The sequence below is a fragment of the Treponema bryantii genome (assembly GCF_900111035.1).
GTDB classification, from domain to species: Bacteria; Spirochaetota; Spirochaetia; order Treponematales; family Treponemataceae; genus Treponema_D; species Treponema_D bryantii_C.
In genome coordinates, this window is the sequence record NZ_FOFU01000009.1 from 107,307 (window position 1) to 131,845 (window position 24,539).

Genomic DNA, 24,539 nt, shown 5'->3' on the forward strand with positions numbered 1-24,539 from the left:
TCTTAAACGCCGTTTTTCACTATTATACTACTTCAAAGAGGAATTATATGAAGACAAACGCACTTAAAGGCATGAAAGATATTTTACCGGCAGAACAGAGACTGCGCGATTATGTTCAGGGAAAGATTTTGGCGACTTACCGTGCAAGCGGATTTGAACGCATTTCTACTCCTATGCTTGAAGATGCGGAAAATCTTGATAAATCTGACGGCGGCGATAACCTCAACCTGATTTTTAAGGTGCTTAAACGCGGCGACAAGCTTGATGCTGCCCTTGCAGAAAATCCTGTAAATGAAAAATCTCTTTCTGACATGGGACTTCGCTACGATCTTACCCTTCCTCTTACACGCTTTTTTGCAGCAAACCGCAATGAACTTCAGTTTCCATTTAAGGTAATTCAGACCGACCGTGTTTACCGTGCAGAGCGCCCTCAAAAAGGTCGCAGCCGCGAGTTTGTTCAGTGCGATATCGATATTCTTGGCGATTCATCTTGCAACGCAGAGGTTGAACTGATTGACGTTACAGCCCGCGCACTTTTGAACATTGGATTCAACAACTTTGTAATCAATATCAACGACCGCCGTATTCTCCGCAACATGCTCGAAAATATGGGCTTTGCACCAGATACACTCGATTCAGTTTGTATCACTTTTGATAAGATGGATAAGATTGGTGCCGAAGGAGTTGAAGCAGAACTCCGTGAAAAGCAGATGCCGGACGGTGCAATCAAGGCTCTTGTTGAGTTTATCTCTAAGGCAAGCGGCTATTCAATTTCTGTTGATGATGTTGCAGCACGCTGTGCAGATCCTTCAATTGCAGATGATTTGAAATACATTATTTCTACTGCAGAAAAAGTTTCAGGTGGAAAATACAAAATCAACTACACTCCAAGCCTCGTTCGTGGTCAGGGCTATTATACCGGCGTAGTATTCGAAATTGGAAGCCCGGACTTCAGCGGTGCAGTTGGCGGCGGTGGACGCTACGACAACCTGATTGGTAAGTTCATCGGTCAGCAGGTTCCAGCTGTTGGATTCTCTATCGGCTTCGAACGTATCTGCAGCATTCTTCTTGATCAGAAATATCAGATTCCTGGAGCAAAAGAAAAGTGCGCCCTTCTTTATGATGATTCAATTGAATTTGCAAAAGTAATTTCAGAAGCAGAAAAGCTCCGCGAAGACTATGCAGTAACCATTCTCAAAAAGGCAAAGAAACCAGGCCCTCAGTATGATATGCTTGAAAAGCAGGGATATACTAAGTTTGCTACATTTAAAGATGGAACTGTAAACATTAAATAAATTCCTCGCAGAGCAAAGGAGGACACGGAGAAAATTAAAAAACTCAGTGTCCTCTTCAGCTCTGTGAGAAACAGGATTATTTATGACACTGATTTTCGACATCGGAAACACAAATATAAAAACTGCACTTTTTGACGGCGACAAACTTCTTTATACCTGGCGCATTTCAACTGATTTAAAGCGTACAGGAGATGAATACTTTTCTTTACTCCGCCCTCTTTTCCGTGATGCAGAAATTGACTTTTCTAAAATCTCGACAGTTGTTTTAAGCACCGTTGTACCGGCTCTTATTGGTCCTTTTGTAATTGTTTCCCAGCATTTTTCAGGAAAGAAGCCTGTTATTATTGGTCCGGATATTTATTCAAAACTTCCTCTTAAATTGCCGGAAACTGCCGTTCATGAAATTGGAACTGACCTTTACTGCGATGCCCTCGAAGCATGGTGCCGATATAAGTGTCCTTGTATTGTAACTGATTTTGGCACGGCACTTTCTTTTACTGCAATTGATGCAAACGCAAATATTGCCGGTGTAGCAATTGCACCGGGAATCCGTACAGCTTTTAATTCTCTTTTTGCAAATGCTGCTCAGATTCCAGCCATTCCACTCGACATTCCGCCGACAAGCCTTGGTAAAAATACAGTTGTTTCTGTTCAGAGCGGAATTGTACTCGGTTATAAAGGACTTGTAGAAGGCCTTCTTAAACAGATGAAGGAAGATCTGGTAAAAGAAACTGGCTGTAAGATTGAAGACATAAAAGTAATTGCTACAGGCGGACTTAACAGTATGCTCTCGCCTATTACAGACGCTTTTGATTATGTTGATAAAGATTTAACGCTCTGTGCAATGAAACGTATAGCAGATATTATTGGGTAATAGATTGCCACGTCGCTGCGCTCCTCGCAATGACGTCATTGCGAGCCGAAGGCGAAGCAATCCATTTTATGAACTCCAGCTCCTGATGTTACATCTCTCAGTAATTTTTTACCAATTACCTTATCCAGCCAGTCTGGTGTGAGCCCTGGAGTAAGTACCTTTTCTGTTCTCAAAACAGCTACATCATCCGCGCCAATAATTTCACCTTCTTTCATATCACGCATAAAATGAAGACTTCTGTTTGTACGGCCATAGTTGGCTTCTTCTGCTGGAGCCAGACGTTTTATGCCGTCACCGAGAACAGATAAAACCCGTTCCTTTCCAAACTGATCTGAAAGCTGTTCAACAGTACGTTCCATTCCAAGCTCTGTTCCATAATGACGGAATGTTGCTTCTGTCTGATGAACTGTATGTACCATTAAAGCAAACTGTTCCGGTTCAAGTGCAACAGGATCATCGAGCCCCATAGTTTCACGACTTAAAGTAATATGTTTTTCTATTACAGTTCCACCAACGGCTACAGAAAGACATGGAACTAATACAGGATCCAGACTGTGATCGCTTACCCCGCATTCAATTTCAAACTGATTTGCCAGTGTCGAAATAACCTTTAGATTATACTCATCTTCTGGAGCTGGATAACTTGTAATACAATGCAAAAGAGAAACGTTCTTTGTTCCTACAATATCAACTGCGTTTTTAATATCTTCAAGTTTACTTACACCGCTGGATAAAATGACAGGTACATTCTCCGCGCCAAAACGTTCACGGTAAGAAGCCAGAGCCTTTAACATAGGAAAATGATTTAATTCAGGACTGGCAACCTTTACATAATCAGGTTTAAGTTCTAAAAGCTCTGAAAGACTTCTCAAACCAAATGGAGAACAGCAGAACTTACAGCCTTTGGAATGAACATAATCAACCATTTCCTTATAAAAAGATGGCGGGCATTCCAGCTGCTTAAAACGATCATAAAGACGGATATTTCCTGTGGGAAGTTTTACAAAACCTGTATCTGGATGCAGGATTTCATCTGCATAAACCCATTGAAATTTTATAGTATCCGCGCCGGCCCAGGCTGCTGCATCAACAAGTTCTTTTGCCTTTTCTATTGAGCCTTCGTGTGAGGTACCTATTTCTGCTATGATATTTATATTACTTTTATTCATTTACAAGATTATTCGAAACAGTCTCTGCCTTATAGCGGTTGTTGAAAATTGAAACACTGCTTTGTGAAAGCCAGCCACCATCAAAGTAATACCAGTTTTCTTTGTTGGCATCCATTGATTTTCCTTTTACCTGAAGGATTTCTCCCTTACGGCAATGACCTGCAGTTGCTGCTCCCCATTCATCAGTTTCTTTGAAAACTGCATAAGGTTCAATTACAACAGCCCATTCTACGTCAGGAGCAAGAGCCAGAGGATGTGAATTATCAAAAACAATTTTCTCCATACCCTTCTTCTTACAGGAAACAAACATAACAGCAAAAATCAGGATTAAGAAAGCAGATACAAAAAGTTTATTTTTCATTTTCACACCATTTTTTTACGTCATTATAAATTGATAAATCAGAATCTACAAAATTAAGGCTTGGGATTAACTCTATATCTTCCCACTTATAATCTGTATGCTCAGTAAGTTCAAACTTATTTTGAATTCCATCATGAGGAAATTTAACTTCAAGAACATCGAGGGTACAAGGCTTTCCTTTATGAGTGAAGGTTCCGGAAGTGATTTTACGGCCAACAGTAACAGTTACTCCGAACTCTTCCTGCATTTCCCGAACTACAGCGGTCTGTAAATCTTCCCCATCTTCTATTTTACCACCCGGAAACTCCCAACGACCGCCCATATCGCCGACCATCTGACGTTTTGCTATAAATATTTTTCCATTTCTGTAATCTATACAGGCAATTGACCGGCTCATACCCTACCTCTTCACTTCCGCAGAAAGCTCCTTCTCATAGCCCCCCGCATTCAAAATTACGTCTACACGTATTATATCATAATCCGTAAACTTTGTACGAATATACTGCTCGCCTTCATTATAAACAAGCTGTCCCTGACGCTTATCCCCCACCTGCCCGTTCGGATCAATCGCAAAAAACTCCGCCTGAACATTTACAGGGGCAGTTTCACGGCTGCGGCTGCTTCGCTTCATTTGCAGAGAAACATATACCTCTTCTTCATACGAAAAAGCCATCAGTTCAAAATTAACTCCGGCAAGAGTTGTACCCGCCCGAGTTCTGTTCAATCCGGTATAAATCCACGTAGCGCCGATAAAAAAAATCAACGCAAAAAATATGTAACGATTCTGTTTAGTAAAAAAAATCCTGAACCCGCGGACTGGCTGAAGTTTACCGTTATAATAATCTTTTACCAGCTGAGGAGCTCTGGCAATACGATTTTCGCGGTTATAATAAAACTTAAGAGGCTGTTCAACTCCATCATCTGGCTTTATTTCTTCGACATCTTCAAACATAAGGATTGTCTTTCTCCGCTTACAATTACACTAATTCTTCAAAATCGCATCTATAAGATTATCAGTTCTATACCAGACAACACGTGCCGTTTCTTTTTCCAGGTAAAGCGCTGTAAGAATACCGTCCTGTGAAAGACACATTGAATCATAAATAATATTTGAATGAACCGCATTAAAATGCCGACGCAGGATCCTCTGGCTTTCACTTTGAATCATTTCAATATTAAAGCCGTCTTCAGTTTTTACAATAAAGAACTTCCAGCCGCTTTTTGTAACGCCAAGAAAATCATAAGGAATACGATAAGTCAATTTACTGTAATCAGAAACAACAGATTCTTCGTACGGAGGAACAGAAACCGGGTCTTCGTAAGTTCCAGTTTCAATATTTAATGGATAAAGCATTGACTGAATATAATTGATTCCAGACTGTACTTTTGAATCTTCATCAACATATGTTGAATAATAGTCAATCTGAACATAAAGCTTATAAGAAACAGGATCCGGAACAACATTCTGAATTGTCAAAAAGATATCTGAATGTTCTTCTTTATCTGCAACTGAAGGAGCATCTTTTATAGTAACCGGAATCATATACTTTAAGAAGCCGTCATTAGCAAACCAGTAAACAAGCATTCCCTCAGATGAAGCTGCAACTACAACGAGTTCATCTTTTGAAGTGGTGTAAATGTTTTTAATATAAGGAAATGGAGTTCCCCCCGGTCCCTGCTGGCCAATATAATCTACAGAAGAACCGTCGCGGGCAAATCTAAGGATTGTATGGCTGTAAAGGGTTGTTCCGTCATCACTTTTTTCCTGACGGTCCCAGGGAATTGAACAGACTGTGTAGACATTTTTATTAGAATCTACAGCAACCATTCCAGGATAATCAAAAGGATATGAAATTTCATGATGAATACTTTTATCCGGACGGTTTGAATTTTCTAAAAGACGGGCTGTATGTGAATCTTCATTATAAAACAGTGTAAGAAGGTCACCATACGAATTGAGCTCAAGGATTTTCTTTGATTCACCATTTACGATATAGAAAAATCCATCCTGCATTGCAATTCCAAAGCGGACATCACCAACATCATTAAGATCGGTTACACTTAACTGCTCTTCAAAATTTCCATACGGAAGGGAAAACAGTTCAGTTTCACTAATAGACTGCACGGTTTCACTTTTTATACAGGAAGTAAAAACAAGGGCAGAGACAAACATTGCTGCAGATAAGAAGATTTTTCTCATAGAAACTATTATATATACATATCAACTTTTTTGAAAGTGCATTTTTTTCTTGCCGTTATACAACATAATATAGTAAATTTTATAAATATAAGGTATAATAGAATATCTAAAATTATTTGATTAAGGAAAAACTATGTTTATTGATAAAGTCCTTACCGCGATTTTCGGAACACAGAACGATCGCGATGTAAAAGCCCTTATGCCAATTCTGGCTGCTGTAAATGCTAAAGAAGAATGGGCAAAATCCCTAAAACCAGAAGAATTCCCGGAACAGACTAAAAAATTCAAGGAGCGCCTTGCTGCAGGTGAGACTCTCGATGATATTCTTCCAGAAGCCTTTGCACTCTGTCGTGAAGCTTCATGGCGTGTAATTGGTGAACGTCCATTCGATGTTCAGATTATGGGTTCTATCAATCTTCATCAGGGTAAAATCACTGAAATGAAGACTGGTGAAGGTAAAACACTTGTTGCCGTTGCTCCGGCTTACCTTAATGCCCTTACAGGAAAAGGTGTTCACGTTGTAACTGTAAACGATTACCTTGCAGAACGCGATGCCAATTCCCGCCGCCCTATTTTTGAATACCTTGGTCTTACAGTAGGTTCAATTCTTTCAAGCATGGATAACGATACCCGTAAAGCAAATTATGCATGCGATGTAACTTATGGTACAAACAACGAATTTGGTTTTGACTACCTTCGCGATAACATGAAGGTTGATCTTAAAGATAAGGTTCAGAGAGGCTTTAACTACTGTATCGTCGACGAAATCGACTCTATTTTTATTGATGAAGCCCGTACTCCACTTATTATTTCTGGTGCCGGCGAAGATGATACTTACAAATATCACGAAGTTGATAAATATGTTGGCGAACTTAAGGAAGTAGCAAAGGATCCAAAAACAGGTGAATATCCTGATGAAACCTTTATGACTCCGGAAGAGCGTGCCGCAATTGAAGGAGACTACACAATTGATGAAAAATCTAAGCGTGTATCTTTCACAGACAAAGGTATGCTCCACATCAATGACATTCTCCACAAGCACAATCTGATTACAGGTTCTCTCGAAGATGAAGAGAACTTTGAATACACACACTACTTTACACAGGCTCTGCGCGCTCACCTTCTTTTCCATAATGATGTTGATTACCTCATCCGTGACGGAAAAGTTGAGATTATTGATGAATTTACAGGACGTGTACTTGAAGGCCGCCGTTATTCTGATGGTCTTCACCAGGCTATTGAAGCTAAGGAACACATCCGAATTGCACAGCGTAACCGCACAATGGCTACAGTTACCTTCCAGAACTTCTTCCGTATGTACGACAAGCTTTCTGGTATGACTGGTACAGCCGCAACAGAAGCAGTTGAATTCAACAAGATTTACGGCCTCGATGTAGTAGCTATTCCTACTAACCTTCCTGTTGCACGTAAAGATGAAAATGATGAGGTTTACCTCAACGAAAAAGAAAAATGGGAAGCAATTGCTAATGAGATTAAGGAAGCCCACGAAAAAGGACAACCAGTTCTCGTTGGTACAGTTTCCGTAGAAAAATCAGAATTGCTTTCTGCCCTTCTTACACGTAAGGGAATCCGCCACGAAGTATTGAACGCTAAGAACCATGCACGCGAAGCTATGATTATTGCAGAAGCAGGTGCAAAAGGTGCCGTAACAATCGCTACTAACATGGCAGGTCGTGGTACTGATATTAAGCTTGGTGGTAACCCTGAATTCCGTGCCAGAAAACGTGCCGGAACAAATGCTACAGAAGAACAGTACAAGGCTGCTCTTGAAATCGAAAAGGAAAACTGGAAAAAAGATTACGAGGAAGTAAAAGCTCTCGGTGGTCTTTATGTAATCGGTACAGAACGTCATGAATCACGCCGTATCGATAACCAGCTCCGCGGTCGTTCTGGACGTCAGGGTGACCCTGGACGTTCTAAGTTCTATATTTCTATGGATGATGACCTTATGCGTCTCTTTGGTGGAGAACGCATGAAGGCTATGATGAGCCGCATCGGTATGCAGCCGGGAGAACCTATTGATCACCCATGGCTCAACAAAGGTATTGAAAAGGCTCAGCAGAAGGTAGAAGACCGCAACTTTGAAATTCGTAAGCATTTGCTTGATTATGATGATGTTCTCAATGAACAGAGAACTGTTATCTACAATCAGCGTGATACCATTCTTGGAGATGACAAACTTTCAGAGCGTGTAATGAACAACGCTAAGGAAGAAGTAGAAAATCTCTTTGAAAATTACGAATACGAAGCAAAACATAATAAGAATTCTAATGCACCTCTTCTTGAGCTGCAGGAAAAGATCCGAAATACATTTGCAATCCAGCTTCCTTCAGACGGATATACAAAAGAAGCAGTTATTGCTGCCCTTCAGAATGATATTACAGAGAAGGAAACTCTTGCCGGAAGAGAAAACTTCAATATGTTTATCCGCTATCAGTACATTCAGATGATTGATAAGAAATGGCTTGATCAGCTCGAAACTCTTGAAGGACTCCGCGAGGCAGTTGCTCTCCGTTCTTACGGTTCTAAGAACCCTCTTACAGAATATAAGATTGACGGCTTTAATATCTTTGATGAAATGCTCGACACAATCCGTAATTCGGTTATGTCACGCGTATTCCGTGTACGTGTACAGCTTTCTCCAGAAGCAGCTGAACAGCGCCGTCGCATGCTTGAAGCACAGCAGCAGGGAATGAACGCACAGCATAATGAAGCAGGTAACACAGCTGCTCAGATGGCTCAGAACACAGCAGAACGCAGTGCACACTCTAATTTCAACGGAGATCAGGCTAGACGTCAGGCTGTAAACAGTGCAATGAATCAGCGCTCACAGGGTGATAACGTAACAGTTCGCCGCACAATGCCAAAGGTTGGAAGAAACGATCCATGTCCTTGTGGAAGCGGTAAGAAATATAAGCAGTGTTGCGGAAGATAACCGTTAAAAACAAATTGCCCGGACTCGCCGGGCAATAACAAATCTGTTTAATTCCCGTGCTTGTCACGGGAATCTTTTTTTAAACCTTTCCAAATCTGCCAAGCGGCCAGAATCTCAATACAGGTTTTCCAATAATATATTTTTTGTTGATGTACTGAGGCTCCATCATTGAATAATAAGTTACTGAAAGAGGATCATCTGAAGTAAGGGCAGTTTCTTTCTGTTCATAACGATGGCGGAGATCCAGCGAATTAAAGCGGTTATCGCCCATCATAAAGTAACAGTTATCCGGGATATACTTTGGATTTCCATCAGAATCGTTTGCAGGGAATACAGGCATATTTCTTTCATCAAGTAAGCCCTGAATATACCAGTCTAAATGTTCTGCAGAATTATAAAGATTAAGCAGTTCACTATTTTCTACCCATTTTTCTTCTGGAATTCCATCAGAGATAAGTCTTGCATATTCTACAACGAGTTTTCCAAAAGTAATCTTAGTCATTACATTAAGACGGAAATTTGCTTCTGAATACAAATCACGAACTTCATTCTTTGCAGGAATCCATGAACAGATAAATTTATCAAACCATTCAGTTCCACCTTCCTGAAGCATTAAGCCTTTAGTAATACGCTGAAGATTCATAAATAAATTGTTTTCAGATAATGAAGGTGTACTGAAACTACCTGTATCTTTATTTATAGTAATATATTTTCTAAGCTGTCTTGAAAGTTCATAAGCCTGAAATTCAGCCGCAGCCAGATCATAATTACGTCTTTCCTCTTCAAAATCCAGCATTTCCTGATATTCCTGAGAGTTCAATGGGAAACTGCGGATATAAGGTTTGAGATTTTTATTAACTGCATTAAGATTCCAGGTTGCATATTTTGAATCAGCAGCAACAGGTTCAAATATATCGCTTGCCTTTGTTCTTCTGTATAAAGTTCCATCCTGCATTACAAGCTGCTCACCAGGAAGTCCTGTAATTCGTTTAACAAGCGGATCGGCCTTCAGTTCTCCATCTACATCTTTATTGAGATTAACCTGCATGATAGACAACATGTAAATCAGCTGAGAAGTAACTGTTTTTACTTCTGATTTTCTGTCCAGGCTGTAATGAGGGTTTCTGAGAACAATGGTATCTCCCCTCTTGTATTTTCTGAAATCTGGAAGTCCTACATCTGTAAGAGGGAACTTTGGTCCACAATCAATTTTTGAAACAAAAACCTTATCCTTTATAAGGAAAGTTGGTACCATTGATTCTGAAGGAATCTCATAAAGCTGCATAAGGAAAATCTGGAAAATCAGAACTGTGAAAATAGCCCAGAAGAAAGCATCAATCCAGTCTGCAAGCTCAAATAAAACCTTTCCAATTCCCTTAAACTTTCTTTCAGCAGGAGCAACCTTCCAGCCCTGAATAATCAGCTTATTCTTTGCAGGATAAAGCTTTCTGGAATTAAGATATGCTAAAACAAAAACAACAAACCATGAAAGAACTGCGAATACATCAATAATAAATGGAGTTCCAATCTCTCCTGCTCTTCTTAAAATGAATGTAATGAATAGAAAATAAGGAAGATATTCATTCAGTTTAATAGCTGCATAAATATTTTTACCATCTGTATCAATAAACAGTTTTTTGATATTAAACCATACACTGATTCCAAAATAAATAAGTGAAAGCGGAAATGCTAAGAGTGAGATATCCGCATGAAAACTGATGTTCAAAAGTGTAAAAATTGCTGCGGCGGCGAATTCGATGAAGATAAATAGTCTTAATTTATAAAATTGTGATGATAGTTCTTTTTTGTTACTCATATATAAAATATACTAAATTTTTAGATTATATTAAAGTCACTGAAAAATTATGACTGGCCACTTTTTATTTTCTCTATTTCTTCAGTTATCTTTTTAATATCAGACAATTTTGTATAATCTTCACCTTTCAAAGTCTGAAACGGGGCATCGGTTTCCGGGAGAACTCTTTCATGTGGTAATTCTTTCACACACGCAATTACCTTTTTATTTCCATTCATCACCTGTTTTCCAAAACTGAAATAGGCATTTATTCCATGTCGCAATAAAGATTCAGCTTCTACAGGAGGCCCCATAAAGGAATGAAATAAAACTTCCGGCAGTTTTTTCAATTGTTTTGAATATTCAAAAAGTTTGTGATTTGCTTTACGGCAGTGAACAACCAGCGGCTTATCATACTTTAATGCAAGTTCAAGCTGAATGTTCCAGATTTCTTCCTGTAAATCTGCAGCATTCTTAAATTCATCTGTAAAAAAATCAAAACCTGCTTCTCCAATAAAAGCTAATTCTCCCCTTTGTAAAAGTCCTTCAAGAAAATCAGCACTTTCCTGAATATTTTCATTTGCTGCATTTTGAGGATGCATTCCATAACTTTGGATTACACAGTCTGGAGCTTTACTCTGCACTTCATACGCTTGAATGAAATGTGCACAGGAGATTCCACTCCATTCATATTTTTCTCCAAAATCCGGAATATCAATTCCATAGCGTTTACACACAGAATAATGAAAATGAGCATCAAAGAGAAAATTTTTACTTTTTTTTGAAAATTTTTCTAACATTATTTTTATTATAACCGAAAATATGAATAATGAGACAGTTTTGCGTGACACTTTAAATCATTTTTTATATATGGGAGTAAAAAGAAAATGAAAAAATACACACTCAAAAGCATCGGAAAAAACACAGACTACATGACAATCCTTCGTGAGATGGAAGATGGATTCGTAGTAAAAATCGTTCGTGATATGGATGGCTACGAAGACGTAAAAACTGACTATATTTCTAAGGAACTTTTTGACAGCTGTATTCGTACTGGCTATCTTACAGAGATTACAGAAACTGTAAAGATGGCAGTTAATGCTTAATAAAATATTGAATTAAAAAAGAGAGTCCTCTTGTTGAATAAACCACCGGAGACACCACCGGTGGTTTTTATTTAACCAGGTCGTACACGTCATGCTGAATTTATTTCAGCATCTATTAGCAGATTACGAAGCTAATTCGGGATGACTGGCAATTATTTCTTTCGTCTGCGCGATTCTTTCTTCCTTACTACCCGGCTCAAGCCACTTAATCTCCACACCTTTCTTTTCCATCATACGGAACCAGGTTTCCTGACGTTTTGCAAACTGACGGATAGCAATAAAAAGTCCTTCAAATAATTCTTCTTTTGTTGCAATTTTTCCCTGCAGAAACTGAGAACAGAAACGATATTCAAGGCCAAGCTTTTCAAGCCTCTCCCAGGTAATTCCGCTGTCATGAATGGACTGAACTTCTTCGAGCATTCCACCATCCAAACGCTCCTTCAGACGGATGCTTATATTTTCCCACATCTGAGGACGAGGTAATGTTGTACCGATTATAAGTGGATTTATTTCCGGGCGCTGAACTGAGGTAGAGTCTACCCCATTCTTTTTCGCCTCAATAATTTCCAGTGCTTTTATTACACGATCTTTTTCAAGAAGGTCGCCTTTTGTATGTAAATCAGGCTGAAGCTCCATAAGCCGTGCAGCAAGAACTTCAAGCGGAGTTGCTTCAAGCTCCTCGTGAAGTTTTTTATTTTCCGGAAGAATCACAAGCTGATAGTCACGGACAATCGCATCAAGATACATGCCGGTGCCGCCAACAATTACAGGAAGTTTACCCCGCCCCGTAATATCCTTAAAAGCCTTGTAAAAATCCTGCTGGTAGTTGTAAACATTGTATTCTGCAGGAAGTTCTGTTATATCAATCAGATGGTATGGAACAGCCGCGCCGTCTTTACTTTCAGCATAATCAGCAAGATCTTTTCCAGAACCAATGTCCAGATGACGATAGGTCTGACGAGAATCGGCTGATATTATTTCGCCATTAAAAGCACGGGCAACTGCAACACCGATTGCAGTTTTTCCTACAGCAGTAGGCCCAAGGATTATTACACAGTTATAAGGCTTACTAGAGGACACGGCACACCACACATTTAAGGTATTCAGATTTTGGATATCCTAAGAGAACCGGATGATCCGGGCCTGCTCCGCGCTTTTCAAGAATCTGAATTCGTTTATGACTGTCCATTGCAGCATGCATAAGCATATCACAGAACATATTTGTTTCCATAAAATGAGAACATGAACAGGTAACTAGAATGCCGCCCTCGTTCAAAAGACGCAATGCGCGAAGGTTAATCTCTTTGTATCCGCCATAAGCCTTTTCAATCATCTTTGCAGATTTTGTAAATGCTGGAGGATCAAGAATAATAACATCAAACTTACGACCGTCAGTTTCGTACTGCTTAAGCAAATCAAATACATCTGCACAAACAGCTTTCATTACCTTACCCGCGCCGTTCAGTTCAATGTTGTGATTTACCATATCAACTGCTTCCGGAGAAATATCTACAGAAGTAACTTCACGAGCTCCGTTCTTAAATGCATTAAGACCAAAAGCTCCTGTGTGAGTAAAGGTATCAAGAACAGTCTTACCCTTACAGAAGCTGGCAGCAGCAGTACGGTTAAACTTCTGATCAAGGAAGTAACCGGTCTTCTGTCCGTTTGCAATATCAACACCAAGTTTTATTCCGTTTTCTACAATAGTGATTTCTGTTTCACCTTTACCGAAAATCCAGCCTGCAGTCTGAGGAAGACCTTCCTTATCACGAACAGAGGCATCACTTCTCTCATAGATTGCATCTGGCTTACACACCTTCTTAAGTGCTGCAATAATATCCTCACGGAATACTTCGCAGGAAAGTGAAAGGAATTGTACAATAATAATTACACGGCCCTTTTCGTCACAAAAACGTTCACTGATAAGACCTGGAATAAAATCTGCTTCACCAAAAATCAAACGGTAAGAATCGCTGTCGCTATAGAACATGCGGCGCATATTGTAAGCTTCAAGAATCTTCTTTTCGTAATAAGCAGCTGTATCTGCCATAACAACATCTGCATGGTCGCTTCCAATTATACGCACAGTGATTTTTGACTTCTTATTGAGAATACCGGTTCCAAGAAATCCACCTGCCTTTGTATAAACTTCTACTGTGCTACCGTCTTCAACAGTACACTCTTTAAGGCTTTCATTTTTCCATTCTGATTTTTCGTCGGCTCTGTGTTTTACATGAGAAATCTCATTATCAAATACCCATGGAAATCCCTGCTGGATTTCTTTTTCTTCTTTACTGTTCAGAAAAACTCTCGGAAAATTATTCATACTCATAAGGCACATTATATCAAACTTGATTATTCATCACAATTACACCATAATCGGAATATGCTTTTTATTTTTGATATGGGTGGTGTTGTTACAAACACATTCTTGCTTACCCAGCTTTACAAGAAATTAAATATTACAACAGAAGATTTTTATAAGCTTTGTTCATCTGGTGAACATGATATCTGGAACCTTTTCCAAACAGGTAAAATAAATCCACAGCAGTTCTGGGATCAATTTAATGAACGTGTTGCTGTTTCTAAAGACGAAAAATACAGAAATGTTCCAGTGGTAGAAAATGATCTTTTCCGCCTGTATTTTCATCCGTCAAAAAATCTGGAAACTGTAGAGCTCATTCAGCAGTTGAAAAAAAAGCATCGTGTTGTGTGCGGAACAAATACAATCGACAGTCATTGGGAAAATCATATGGAGCGTGGAGATTACGCGTTCTTTAATCAGACTTATGCATCAAACAAAATAGGCTGCGCTAAACCCGATCCTCATTTTTTTGAACTGATTCTTGAAGCTGAGCAGGCCGCCGCGGAGGATACTTTTTTTACGGATGATAGGGCGGATAACGTAGCGGCAGCTGCAAGTCTCGGTATTCACGCAGAACTTTTTACAAGCGCTGCGGAACTTACCGAGAAATGGAAAATTTATTTTTAATAATTAGAAATCGTCTAAATCACCGTCAGCCTCAGTGGCGTTTATCTGTTTTTTGAGGCGAAGTGCCTGTTTTATCTCATAACGGATATCAGACAATCCTTTTTCTACTCTACTGTCAGGATGTGCTTCGTATACTTCCATCATCATCTTCTCTGACTTTGAAAGATTTCCAAGTGCTTCCTGAAGAATTGCAGCATTATAGCCTGCTTCTACTAGACCTGTTTCCTCATAAATCTTAGAGTACTCCTCAGATGCCTTTGCAATTAATTTTGAGTTTTCTGCCATTTCATCTACAGTTTTCATACGCTGCTTAAGAGCCTTATCCTTGGTTTTAGGTTCAAGCAGTTTTATAGACTTTACAACAGCATATGGTTGAAGTTCTCTAAGTATCTGAGAAGCATACTTCTTAAGATCATCATCTATCAGATAATAACTTGCCGGAAGTTCGCTTTTAGATTCATATTTTGAAGAGACATTATCAATAATAAATGAATTAACTGCAATAACTTTATTTGTTGAGCTGTCTATAATTGTATATCTGAACTTAAATTTAACTTCCTTTTTCCAGTAAGTTACAATCTGATATTCAGCTTTCTGATCACCTTTTGCAGCCTTTACCATTTTTTTCTCTTCAGAACGTTTATTGTTTACATCAAAATAAACTACTTCACCTGTAAGATATACATCTGCAGGATTCAACGTTCCTTTTCTAAGAGAAGCTTCTACAGAATCAGAGCTAACAAGTTTAATGTACGGAGAAGAAAGTAGCCCACGTTCTATCTGACTTCTGAGTGTATCAATTGCAAGCTGTTCATCTTTGTCTTCAATATCAAAAAGCTGATAGAAAGTACTGATTACAATTTTCTTTCCAATAGACATATCATCTGTTCTTACATAGTGAGAAGGTGTAAAAGGTAAGACAGCAATTGTACGGGCACCATTTAAGTCCAGCTCAGCGGGTCGAGTAAGGTTAACTTTTACTGTTGTTGCACATGATGCCAAAGTAAAAACCAAAACAGAAATTAAAAGAAATCGAATTCGACTTGTTTTCATATATACTCCTATTAACAATATTATAACACTTCTATTGAATAAAATATGTACTAAATATATAATAATTCAATTTTTTAAATATCTTCTTATTATAAGGGGGATTTATATATGAATTCAACACTTCCAAACACCGAAATCATTTTGCACATTCTTCTTTCGGTAGGTATTATTGTAATTGTAGCCAAATATTTTGGCGTTCTTGCAAAGAAAATCGGTATACCTCAGGTAGCCGGTATGATTGTTGCAGGTCTCATTCTTCGCTTTATTCCTTTCTTTAGAAATTTCGGCAAGACAGATCCAAATGTAATCTATAATGAAACTAACCAGTTTATTTCCTATATGTCTGAAATTGGTGTTATTCTGATCATGTTCTCTGCAGGTCTCGGAACTAACATCAAATCTCTTGTAAAGTCTGGTTTTAAAGCAACTCTGATTGCTATCTGTGGTGTATTTGTTCCACTCATCATGGGAACTGTTATGTCGATGTTCTTCTTTGGTTTTGACAGCTGGGGAAGCCTTAACTTTTTCAAGAGCGTATTTATCGGAACAATCCTTACAGCAACATCAGTTAGTATTACAGTTGCAGTTTTAAAGGAACTTGGAAAAATCAAGAGTGATGTTGGTCAGACAATTGTAAGTGCCGCTATTATTGATGATGTAATCGGTATTATCGTACTTACAATTGTACTTGGTGTAAGTTCAGGAAAAGGCGGATATCTTGGAATCATCCTAAAGACCCTCGCCTTCTTTGTATGTGCAATTGTTGCTGGTTTTATTGTATACAGACTTTTCCGCTGGTATGACAAACGACATCCCCGCTCACGCCGTATCCCGATTTACGCTCTTGGTATTGCTCTGATTTTTGCTTTCTGTGCAGAACACTTTTTTGGAATTGCAGATATCACAGGTGCATATATTGCAGGTATTGTATTCTGCAGTCTTAGTGATGCTTCTTACATGGAATCAAAAATCGATATTAATGCTTACATGATTTTCAGCCCTATTTTCTTTGCGAGCATAGGTCTTAAAACAGATCTTTCTGGAATGAACCTTAGTCTTTTATGGTTCTCTATCGCATTTGTAATTGTAGGCTGTCTTTCAAAAATTATCGGCTGTGGTGGAATTTCAAAACTTCTAGGTTTCAACTGGAAAGAATGTCTTCAGATTGGAGAAGGAATGATGGTTCGTGGTGAAGTTGCACTTATCGTAGCTACAAAAGGACTTTCAGCAGGACTCGTAGATTCAAAATATTTTACATCCGTAATCCTGCTGATTATCGTTTCTTCAATGGTAGTGCCTATTTTACTTAAACGTTCATTCTCTGAAAAAACTGAAGTTTCAGAAATTACAGGATAGACTCTAATTCAGAGAAACTTTCAATCTTTTTAAAGTAATCATCTGTTTCTGGGCGGCCAAAACCATAGGCAGCCCAGATAAACGGAACACCAGCCTGTTTACAGGCATCATAATCACCTTGTGTATCTCCAACATAAACCGGATTTTTAAGACCGTTACGACTTACAACAAGTTTTATATTTTCTGCCTTTGATTTTCCTGTATTACCAAAACATTCAATATCTTTAATCAGATTTGTAATTCCGTTTTTTTTCATTACAAGTTCGATATATCCACTCTGACAATTACTTACTATAAAGAGAGGGATTTTTTCATAAAGCCGATTTAAGGTTTGAAGTACACCTTCGTAAGTTATATCAACAGTATTTTCCAGAAGAGCTTTCTGCTCTCCTACACAGCATTTTTTCATAAGCTCTTTTTTATCTGCTTCAGAAAGAACACCAAAAAGATTGTCAGCAATAACATCCATTGTTTTGCCAAACTGGCCTTTGAGAATATCAGCAGTTACATGAGGTACCTGAGGAAAACTATCGTCTATTGTTTTATTCCAGGCTTCAGCTACAATTCCGGTTGTATTCCAGATTGTGCCATCAACATCAAGGATAAGTCCATCAAATTTATTCATAATGTATCAATTTATACATTAAAATCTGGAATGAGACAACCGTTTTTGCTTTTAATCTTTTATCTTGTTATTTAATAAATCAAGCTCAGTTTTTACATCTGCCCCATTCCATATATTGGCAAGAGTTGTAGAAGTCTCAGTCCAGAATTTACCCATTACAGGAATTGAAGGCATAGGGAAAGCATAATCAAGCTGATGCAGGAAGCCCGGCATATACTTACTGTCTACAGTAGTATTGATTGAAGGCATTGCTCCTGTATACAGGAATCTGAACTGCTGCATTTCAGGAGAAAGCAAATACTCAGCAAATTCAGCAGCTTCTTTCGGATGCTTTGAACAGGCAGTAACAAACATTCCTCTGGTTCCACTAAAAGAAGCTGCAGGCTTATTCTCGCCTGGAAGCGAAGGAATTGCAGCAACATTAAAATCTATACCGGCACGTTCAAAAGGTTTTACATTCCATAAGCCAGTAATAAACATAGCCGCATTTCCAGATGCAAATAAACCTTCACAAGCAGCAGTACTTAATTCAAGATCCTGAAGTCCTAAATCTTTATTCAGGCTCTGGAAAAACGTCATACCTCTTACAGCTTCAGCTGTATTCATACAAGGATTTCTGGCATCGGTTCCGCTTTCACCGTACAAACGGTTTCCACCGGATGTTGCAAAAAGAATTGAGTAATAAGCGTTTGTAACATCCATTACAAAGCCATATTTACCAGGATGTGTTGAATTAAATTGCTGCACCCATTTTACAAGCTCTTCCCAGGTCTTTGGAACTTCATTCTCAGTTATCAAACGTTTATTATAGAAAAGAGCATAAGTTTCAGCACTAACCGGATATCCATACATAGTATTATTGTATGTAAGCGCTTTTGCACAGGAAGCAAGAACCTGTTTAGAAATCTTATCAGGATTTTCAGTTGGAACAATAAGTTTTTTAGAAACAAGAGTACCAAGATTATCATGAGGAGCTGGAATGATATCTGGTCCAATACCTTTAGGAGCATCCACTTCCAGAGTCTCAACCGCACCGTGAAGTTCTACATATACATAATCAATTATAACATTCGGATGCTTTTCCGTATAAGTCCTACCCGCATATTTTATAAACTGATCAATTCCATCTTTTGATTCCCATACACGGATATGGATTTTTTTTGGATTATCTTCTACAGTACCATTATTAACTTTTGAACAGCCTGTAATACAAAAAGTAAAAGAAATCAGAACTGTAAAAATCTTCAATAATCTATTTATATTCTTCTTCATTTTCATACCTCTCACACACTGCTTAAACCTGGAACTGATCAACCTGACCACCGATATCATCAATTGAAGCAGTCATCTGTTGTGAAATATCAGAAAGAGCATTTCCTGTCTGCTTGATAGTTTCTGCACCAGCTTCCATCTGTTCCATATGCTGCTTTAATTCAACAGTAGAAGACTGAAGATTCTGAATCTCCTTAAGAATGGAAGCATTACCTTCAGACATTTCCTTAACAGCCGAAATTACAACTTCCGTACTATTATTCATAGAATCGAGAGAAAGATTAATCTGTTCCGAATCACTGTTCTGCTCATCCATAGCAACAGCTATTTCTTTTACCAGATAATCAGTTGATTTAATTTCATCACTAACCTCATTAAATGCAAGACGAGATTCATTAGAAGCTTCAATAATTTCCTTAATTGAGTTCTGAATATTCTTAAGCTGTTCACCAATTTCCTTAGATTGAGCAGTAGAAGTTTCAGAAAGCTTTCTGATTTCAACAGCAACAACCGAGAATCCCATACCGGCATCACCCGCATGAGCCGCCTCAATTGCCGCATTCATGGCAAGCAGGTTTGTCTGACTCGCAATTTCACGAATAGTCTTATTCGCATTTCCAAGCATTTTTGACTGCTCACCCATGATTTCAATCTTTGCACTTACATCATCCTGCTTCTGCACACCACTCTGAGCTTTTTCCTCAAGAATTGCATAAGACTCAGCCATTTTTTCAACAGAAAGATTTACTTTGTTAATATTCTTAATCATTTCTGAAACAGCTTCACCGGCAGTCTTAACACTTTCACTTTGTTTTTCTACCATACGTTCAAGAGATTCAATATTCGAAGCAATTTCATTAACAGCCGTAGCAGTCTGGTCTACACTCGAAAACTGATGAGCCGTACCATCTTTAGTAGATTGAATATTTTCAATGATTGTATCGATTGAAGTTAGCGTTTCATGCGTATTCTGATTCAGCAGTTCACCAACCTGGTACAGTGCATTCTTAGACTCTTTCATTACCTTAATAATACTCTGAAGTTTTTCCGTAAAGGTATTAAAGCCGGTAACTAATTCACCAATTTCATATTCAGTTTTAATGTTGATACGTTGAGTAAGATCCGCCTTTCCCGAAGCAATCTCCCCAATATTCTTACTAACCTGTCGCAAAGGTTTCAAACTTCTCGAAAGCAAAAGGCCACTCAATGAACCAACTAAAATGGAAGCAAGCGTAATAAATATCATTCTGTACAAAATCATATACAGAACAGCAAGAGCCTGATTTTTATTCTGAATAATTCCAAGATGCCAGTCGCCATTATTTATGCAGATATAAGTTAAAAAGTATGAACTTCCATCCATATCAAAAGTCTCAAAACCACTTTCCTGATTTATCATCTTAATCTGAAGTTCACGGAACTGACCATATTTTGTATTCGGACCATAAGCAGCATCATGAATATTATTTTCCAGCTCTTTTTTTCCATAATAATTAATACCGGCAATCTTCTCACCCGCATCATTTATAATGAAGATAAATCCATCATATTCCAGATCTATAGATGAAGTAATATGATTCATAAAGGCAGCATCGGCAACTCCAGATAGAACACCTATTACATCACCCTTATCATCATATAAAGGGCTGGAAACATGAACTACCATTTTTTCAATTTTTTCATCATAAAGAATATCAGAAATATTTGATTTTCCAGCCAGTGCTTTTCCGTAGTATGCCCGGCCACCTACCCAGACATCGTCGCCCCTAGTAGAATGGGCCATACCATTTGGATTACCAACCTCAAAAGATTCAAATCCAATTCGTTTAGCTTCCATCTTAAGAATAGACTTCTGAACTTTCCAGTCCATATTGCGGATATCGTTCCGCTGCGCAATAGTATCTACCTCGCGGATGTACGCATTAATAGAAAGCTCCATCAGTTTTCCAGCATCATCCCGTACCTTAGTCATCGTACTTTCAACCTGATTTGTCTGTACCCGTCTAAGAAGCAGAATCGAAAAAGAAGTAATCAGAACACAGATAAAAACAACAAGAATAGAAATTCTTAGAACAATTTTAAAAGATAAAGAATTGGTTTTCATACTATCTCCATTATGCTATAAAAAAATTATAATGTAGAATTTTAATGAAAACAAATTTTTTTGAAAAATTATGAGAAACAAAAAAAGTAAACTTGACGTGAAACTCTTTTTTTTTATATGTTTTTTTTGGGTATATACTATCCAAAGGAGTTTTATTTATGAAAAAATTAATTAAAAAATTAATTTCCGTATCTTTGCTGTTCGCTGTGGCAATAACATTTATGGGATGCAAGAACAATGCTAATTCAGATCCTACATCTTCAGCAGATCCAATCGTTTCTAAAGCAGAGTTAGAAGCACTTACAGAAGTTGGAAATATTCCTGCTGATATTACAAATGGTAATTGGGTTCTTCAGACAATTCAATCAAACGCTCAGTTTAGATTAAGAATTACTCAAGAGCAATATGAAGATATTATCTCAACTTTGTCTGATGAAGAAATTGCAGCTGTCGCAGATTGGATTACAGAAATTAACTATGGAGACTATAGAATTTCTTTTCCAACCGAAAAATTTGTAAATTCAACAATTTATAATATTACTAAATCAGAAGATGATATAACTGTTACTTCGGGAACAGAGGTTACAGAATTCAAAGTAGCAGATCCATTAAAAAAGATTCTTTTAAATAAATGTGTAGGTTTTTATGGTGGATCTTATAATTGGGAAGGTGACACTACATTGATATCTGCAAATATTCCAGCAGAAAATTTAATAGATTATAAATATGAAATTATTCATATGATGGCAAACGCAGGCTCTTTAATCTGGAACACAAATGCTGATAAAACAGTTTTCTATGCAAAAGAGACATATGGAAACAATGTTGAAGAATACATTATTGTAAAAAAATAATTTATTCTGAATTAGTAAAAAGGCTGCTGGTGTTATTTGATACATCAGCATTTTTTTTCATTTGATTTCCATTTATTATTGATATATAATGTTATATATAATAAAAAATATAAATTTAAAAAGGAAAAAAATTATGAAAAAATTAACAAAACTTTCTATTTTAATAATGACTTCTATATTATTTGCAGGATGTGCAAATAATTTAAGAGTCGAAGACAATTCAAACGATTCTTCCAACAAGTTTAATTTGTCTGTTAATCCAATCTTTCCTAAAACCGACTGCAACGAACTCGTAACGGAAGAAGTTACCCTGTCAGACGGAAACTGGACAGTGCAGGAGCTTGACGAAGGATATGATATATACTGGAGATTTTCATTAACTGAGGAAGAAAAAAATACGTTATTTAGCCTTCTTTCAGATGAAGAAACAGCTATATTAAAATCGAATGAAGACTTTGATTCAAATACAGGCTATTATCAATATTCTTTACACACAGATAGATTAATTAGTTCCTACATGCACAAATTCTCTATCAGTAATGGAGAGGTATCTTCAGCAGATTATGAATTTTATATGGAAATGAACAGTTCTAATGAATCTATTAAAAATATTATTTTGAAAATGCCTAATAGAAATTATATACTGAAAAATGATACTATCATTCAGATGTATAAAAAATCATCTTCAAATATAAATACTATCATGTCACATTTAACTGTTTTATCAAGAAAAAATCCGAATTACAGTGACATTGATATATATAAAAACACCGATTCCACAAAATATTATTACAGAACCTTTGAATCTTCTGATGGAAATTTTCATCTTGATTTTTACTGGCAAAAAGATTAAATAACTTAGAATCATAAAAAAAAACACGGTTGAAACTGAAGTGTACACCAAAAGTTGGAGACAATTTTTGGAGGTACACTTTTTTTATGTCTAAATTAAGTTTAGAAAAGAAAGCAGAAATTGTAGCTCATTATTTAAATTCAAATGATGGTTATAGTATAACTGCACAGAAATTCGGAATTTCAGATTCAATTATAAAAATGCTGGTAGCACAATTAAAAACAAATGGAATTGAAGGGTTAAGTCATAAGAATGGAACTTACAGCAGAGATTTTAAGATACATGTGCTACAATATCAGCAAGAAAATAATCTCTCTGATAAAGAAACGGCTGTCTATTTTAAAATTCCAAACAAGGGAACAATCTGTACCTGGCGAAAGAAATACAAAAAAGGCGGTTATGAACTTTTAAGCAGAGACGGACGAGGAAATCCTAAGAACATGGCTGCAAAAAAATCAAAAAAGAATACCGAACACAAAACTGAACTTGAAAAACTGAGAGAAGAAGTTGAATGGCTCAGAATGGAAAATGCCATACTAAAAAAAAGAAAATATCAGGAGAGACTTCAACAGAAAGGCATCATTCAGAGTATGTCTAGAAAGGGAAATTGTCTGGATAATTCAGTTATGGAAAATTGGTTTGGGATTATGAAGTCAGAATTGCTTTATCCAAATAAATATACTGACATTGAAGTTTTCAAAAAGGATTTAATCGATTACATTGATTATTATAACAACAGACGGATTAAGTTAAAATTAAAAGGACTCAGCCCTGTCGATTACAGAACTAAGTCCTTTAAGTCCGTTAGTTAAAGTTTCCAATAAATGGGGTACACTTCAAAACACCGTGTTTTTTTTCCTTATCATTAATGAATGTTTCAGTTCACCCCATACAGTTTTCAGGCAGCGAAGTCTTAACGTCAGCCGGATCATAAAATATTACCAGAATTCAGTAGTCCCGGGAAAGCAATAATCGTCACTACGTTCCTCGCAATGGCGTTAAAAGAAAAAGCCAGCGACTTTCTACTTTCCCGGAACGAATCCAGTATCATCGACGTAAGAGAGCTTGACTTCCGTGTTCGGAATGGGAACGGGTATTACCTCTCCACTATGGTCACCAGTATTATTTACTGTGTTATACGAAGAGCACTAATCTGAAATCTCAGAGCGTGCAGGACGGAAATATATCAGAAAAGAAGTTTTTGTTCAAGTAGTTTTTGAACGGAAACGATGATATGGCCAAGTCTCACGACTTATTAGTAATGCTCGGCTGAACGCCTCACGACGCTTACACCTGCATCCTATCAACCTAGTAGTCTCCCAGGAGTCTTCAGGGAACTTAAAGTTCCAGGGAAGTCTAATCTTGAGGTGGGCTTCCCGCTTAGATGCTTTCAGCGGTTATCCCTTCCGGACTTAGATACCCAGCACTTACCCTTGGCAGGATAACTGGTAAACCAGAGGTTCGTCCACTTCGGTCCTCTCGTACTAAAAGCAGCTCCTCTCAAACTTCCATCGCCCATAACAGATAGGGACCGAACTGTCTCGCGACGTTCTGAACCCAGCTCACGTACCACTTTAATTGGCGAACAGCCAAACCCTTGGGACCTGCTCCAGCCCCAGGATGTGATGAGCCGACATCGAGGTGCCAAACTTTCCCGTCGATGTGAACTCTTGG

At 37.8% G+C, this 24,539-nt stretch carries 21 protein-coding genes, 2 rRNA genes and 1 pseudogene; 9 read left to right on the top strand and 15 right to left on the bottom strand.

The window, feature by feature from the left end; all coding sequences use genetic code 11:
- Positions 1-47: 47 nt before the first annotated feature.
- Both BMY21_RS13005 and BMY21_RS13010 read left to right on the top strand, forming a co-directional pair.
- On the top strand, positions 48-1,295 hold the full coding sequence (locus tag BMY21_RS13005) for a histidine--tRNA ligase (protein WP_074644883.1): 1,248 nt from the start codon (positions 48-50) through the stop codon (positions 1,293-1,295).
- 82 nt (positions 1,296-1,377) lie between these two features.
- Positions 1,378-2,169 carry a type III pantothenate kinase gene (locus BMY21_RS13010; RefSeq protein ID WP_074644884.1) on the top strand — a complete coding sequence of 264 codons (792 nt, stop codon included), beginning with the start codon at positions 1,378-1,380 and terminating at the stop codon, positions 2,167-2,169.
- Between the two features lie 35 nt (positions 2,170-2,204).
- Here BMY21_RS13010 and BMY21_RS13015 read toward each other — a convergent pair whose 3' ends face one another.
- Genes BMY21_RS13015 through BMY21_RS13035 form a run of 5 tightly spaced genes read right to left on the bottom strand, consistent with a single transcriptional unit; the run spans position 2,205 to position 5,899 of the window.
- Positions 2,205-3,338 carry an N-acetylneuraminate synthase family protein gene (locus BMY21_RS13015; RefSeq protein WP_074644886.1) on the bottom strand — a complete coding sequence of 378 codons (1,134 nt, stop codon included), beginning with the start codon at positions 3,336-3,338 and terminating at the stop codon, positions 2,205-2,207.
- Positions 3,331-3,699: a hypothetical protein gene (locus BMY21_RS13020; protein WP_074644887.1), complete on the bottom strand. Its 369-nt coding sequence runs from the start codon at positions 3,697-3,699 to the stop codon at positions 3,331-3,333. The genes BMY21_RS13015 and BMY21_RS13020 overlap by 8 nt, the downstream gene beginning before the upstream one ends.
- A complete protein-coding gene (locus BMY21_RS13025; protein ID WP_074644889.1) occupies positions 3,689-4,096 on the bottom strand; it encodes a (deoxy)nucleoside triphosphate pyrophosphohydrolase in 408 nt (135 codons plus the stop codon). Before BMY21_RS13025 ends, BMY21_RS13020 begins: the two co-directional genes overlap by 11 nt.
- Before the next feature lie 3 nt (positions 4,097-4,099).
- On the bottom strand, positions 4,100-4,651 hold the full coding sequence (locus BMY21_RS13030; RefSeq protein WP_074644890.1) for a hypothetical protein: 552 nt from the start codon (positions 4,649-4,651) through the stop codon (positions 4,100-4,102).
- Positions 4,652-4,681: 30 nt separating this feature from the next.
- Positions 4,682-5,899, bottom strand: a complete 1,218-nt coding sequence (locus BMY21_RS13035) for an LIC_12708 family protein (RefSeq protein WP_074644892.1) — start codon at positions 5,897-5,899, stop codon at positions 4,682-4,684.
- A gap of 133 nt (positions 5,900-6,032) precedes the next feature.
- On the opposite strand from BMY21_RS13035, the gene secA reads away from it, so the two are divergent.
- Positions 6,033-8,855, top strand: coding sequence for a preprotein translocase subunit SecA (gene secA / locus BMY21_RS13040; RefSeq protein ID WP_074644894.1), 2,823 nt, complete (start codon positions 6,033-6,035; stop codon positions 8,853-8,855).
- 79 nt (positions 8,856-8,934) lie between these two features.
- Here the strand turns inward: secA and lepB are convergent, their stop codons facing one another.
- Positions 8,935-10,671, bottom strand: coding sequence for a signal peptidase I (gene lepB, locus BMY21_RS13045; protein WP_074644896.1), 1,737 nt, complete (start codon positions 10,669-10,671; stop codon positions 8,935-8,937).
- Positions 10,672-10,718: 47 nt separating this feature from the next.
- Positions 10,719-11,450, bottom strand: coding sequence for a TatD family hydrolase (locus BMY21_RS13050; RefSeq protein WP_074644898.1), 732 nt, complete (start codon positions 11,448-11,450; stop codon positions 10,719-10,721).
- A gap of 87 nt (positions 11,451-11,537) precedes the next feature.
- Between BMY21_RS13050 and BMY21_RS13055 the strand changes: the two genes are divergently transcribed.
- The gene (locus tag BMY21_RS13055) at positions 11,538-11,756 is read left to right on the top strand and encodes a hypothetical protein (RefSeq protein WP_074644900.1); all 219 of its coding nucleotides are present in this window, start codon (positions 11,538-11,540) and stop codon (positions 11,754-11,756) included.
- A 123-nt stretch (positions 11,757-11,879) separates the two neighbouring features.
- Here BMY21_RS13055 and miaA read toward each other — a convergent pair whose 3' ends face one another.
- A complete protein-coding gene (miaA, locus tag BMY21_RS13060; protein WP_074644901.1) occupies positions 11,880-12,836 on the bottom strand; it encodes a tRNA (adenosine(37)-N6)-dimethylallyltransferase MiaA in 957 nt (318 codons plus the stop codon).
- On the bottom strand, positions 12,826-14,088 hold the full coding sequence (locus BMY21_RS13065; protein WP_369665170.1) for a class I SAM-dependent rRNA methyltransferase: 1,263 nt from the start codon (positions 14,086-14,088) through the stop codon (positions 12,826-12,828). The genes miaA and BMY21_RS13065 overlap by 11 nt, the downstream gene beginning before the upstream one ends.
- A gap of 54 nt (positions 14,089-14,142) precedes the next feature.
- Here BMY21_RS13065 and BMY21_RS13070 point away from each other — a divergent pair, with 54 nt between their 5' ends.
- Positions 14,143-14,748, top strand: coding sequence for an HAD family hydrolase (locus BMY21_RS13070; RefSeq protein WP_074644905.1), 606 nt, complete (start codon positions 14,143-14,145; stop codon positions 14,746-14,748).
- A gap of 3 nt (positions 14,749-14,751) precedes the next feature.
- On the opposite strand, the gene BMY21_RS13075 is transcribed toward BMY21_RS13070, so the two are convergent.
- Positions 14,752-15,801 carry a hypothetical protein gene (locus BMY21_RS13075; RefSeq protein ID WP_074644906.1) on the bottom strand — a complete coding sequence of 350 codons (1,050 nt, stop codon included), beginning with the start codon at positions 15,799-15,801 and terminating at the stop codon, positions 14,752-14,754.
- Positions 15,802-15,909: 108 nt separating this feature from the next.
- Here BMY21_RS13075 and BMY21_RS13080 point away from each other — a divergent pair, with 108 nt between their 5' ends.
- Positions 15,910-17,157, top strand: a complete 1,248-nt coding sequence (locus BMY21_RS13080) for a cation:proton antiporter (RefSeq protein ID WP_074644908.1) — start codon at positions 15,910-15,912, stop codon at positions 17,155-17,157.
- On the opposite strand, the gene BMY21_RS13085 is transcribed toward BMY21_RS13080, so the two are convergent.
- Genes BMY21_RS13085 through BMY21_RS13095 form a run of 3 tightly spaced genes read right to left on the bottom strand, consistent with a single transcriptional unit; the run spans position 17,147 to position 21,158 of the window.
- Complete coding sequence (locus BMY21_RS13085; protein WP_074644909.1) at positions 17,147-17,782, bottom strand: HAD family hydrolase; 636 nt, start codon at positions 17,780-17,782, stop codon at positions 17,147-17,149. The two genes, BMY21_RS13080 and BMY21_RS13085, sit on opposite strands and share 11 nt — an antisense overlap.
- Before the next feature lie 51 nt (positions 17,783-17,833).
- Positions 17,834-19,054 (bottom strand): sugar ABC transporter substrate-binding protein, encoded by a 1,221-nt coding sequence (locus BMY21_RS13090; protein WP_074644911.1) that lies wholly within the window; start codon positions 19,052-19,054, stop codon positions 17,834-17,836.
- A gap of 22 nt (positions 19,055-19,076) precedes the next feature.
- Positions 19,077-21,158, bottom strand: a complete 2,082-nt coding sequence (locus BMY21_RS13095) for a methyl-accepting chemotaxis protein (RefSeq protein WP_074644913.1) — start codon at positions 21,156-21,158, stop codon at positions 19,077-19,079.
- 158 nt (positions 21,159-21,316) lie between these two features.
- On the opposite strand from BMY21_RS13095, the gene BMY21_RS13100 reads away from it, so the two are divergent.
- From BMY21_RS13100 to BMY21_RS16085, 3 genes and pseudogenes are all read left to right on the top strand, one after another.
- On the top strand, positions 21,317-22,012 hold the full coding sequence (locus BMY21_RS13100; RefSeq protein ID WP_074644914.1) for a hypothetical protein: 696 nt from the start codon (positions 21,317-21,319) through the stop codon (positions 22,010-22,012).
- 133 nt (positions 22,013-22,145) lie between these two features.
- Positions 22,146-22,865, top strand: a complete 720-nt coding sequence (locus BMY21_RS13105) for a hypothetical protein (RefSeq protein WP_074644916.1) — start codon at positions 22,146-22,148, stop codon at positions 22,863-22,865.
- Positions 22,866-23,416: 551 nt separating this feature from the next.
- A pseudogene (locus BMY21_RS16085) lies at positions 23,417-23,677 on the top strand (transposase); the annotation flags it as partial.
- A gap of 197 nt (positions 23,678-23,874) precedes the next feature.
- Here BMY21_RS16085 and rrf read toward each other — a convergent pair.
- Both rrf and BMY21_RS13120 read right to left on the bottom strand, forming a co-directional pair.
- Positions 23,875-23,986 (bottom strand): 5S ribosomal RNA (rrf, locus tag BMY21_RS13115).
- 113 nt (positions 23,987-24,099) lie between these two features.
- Positions 24,100-24,539, bottom strand: a 23S ribosomal RNA gene (locus BMY21_RS13120); the annotation flags it as partial.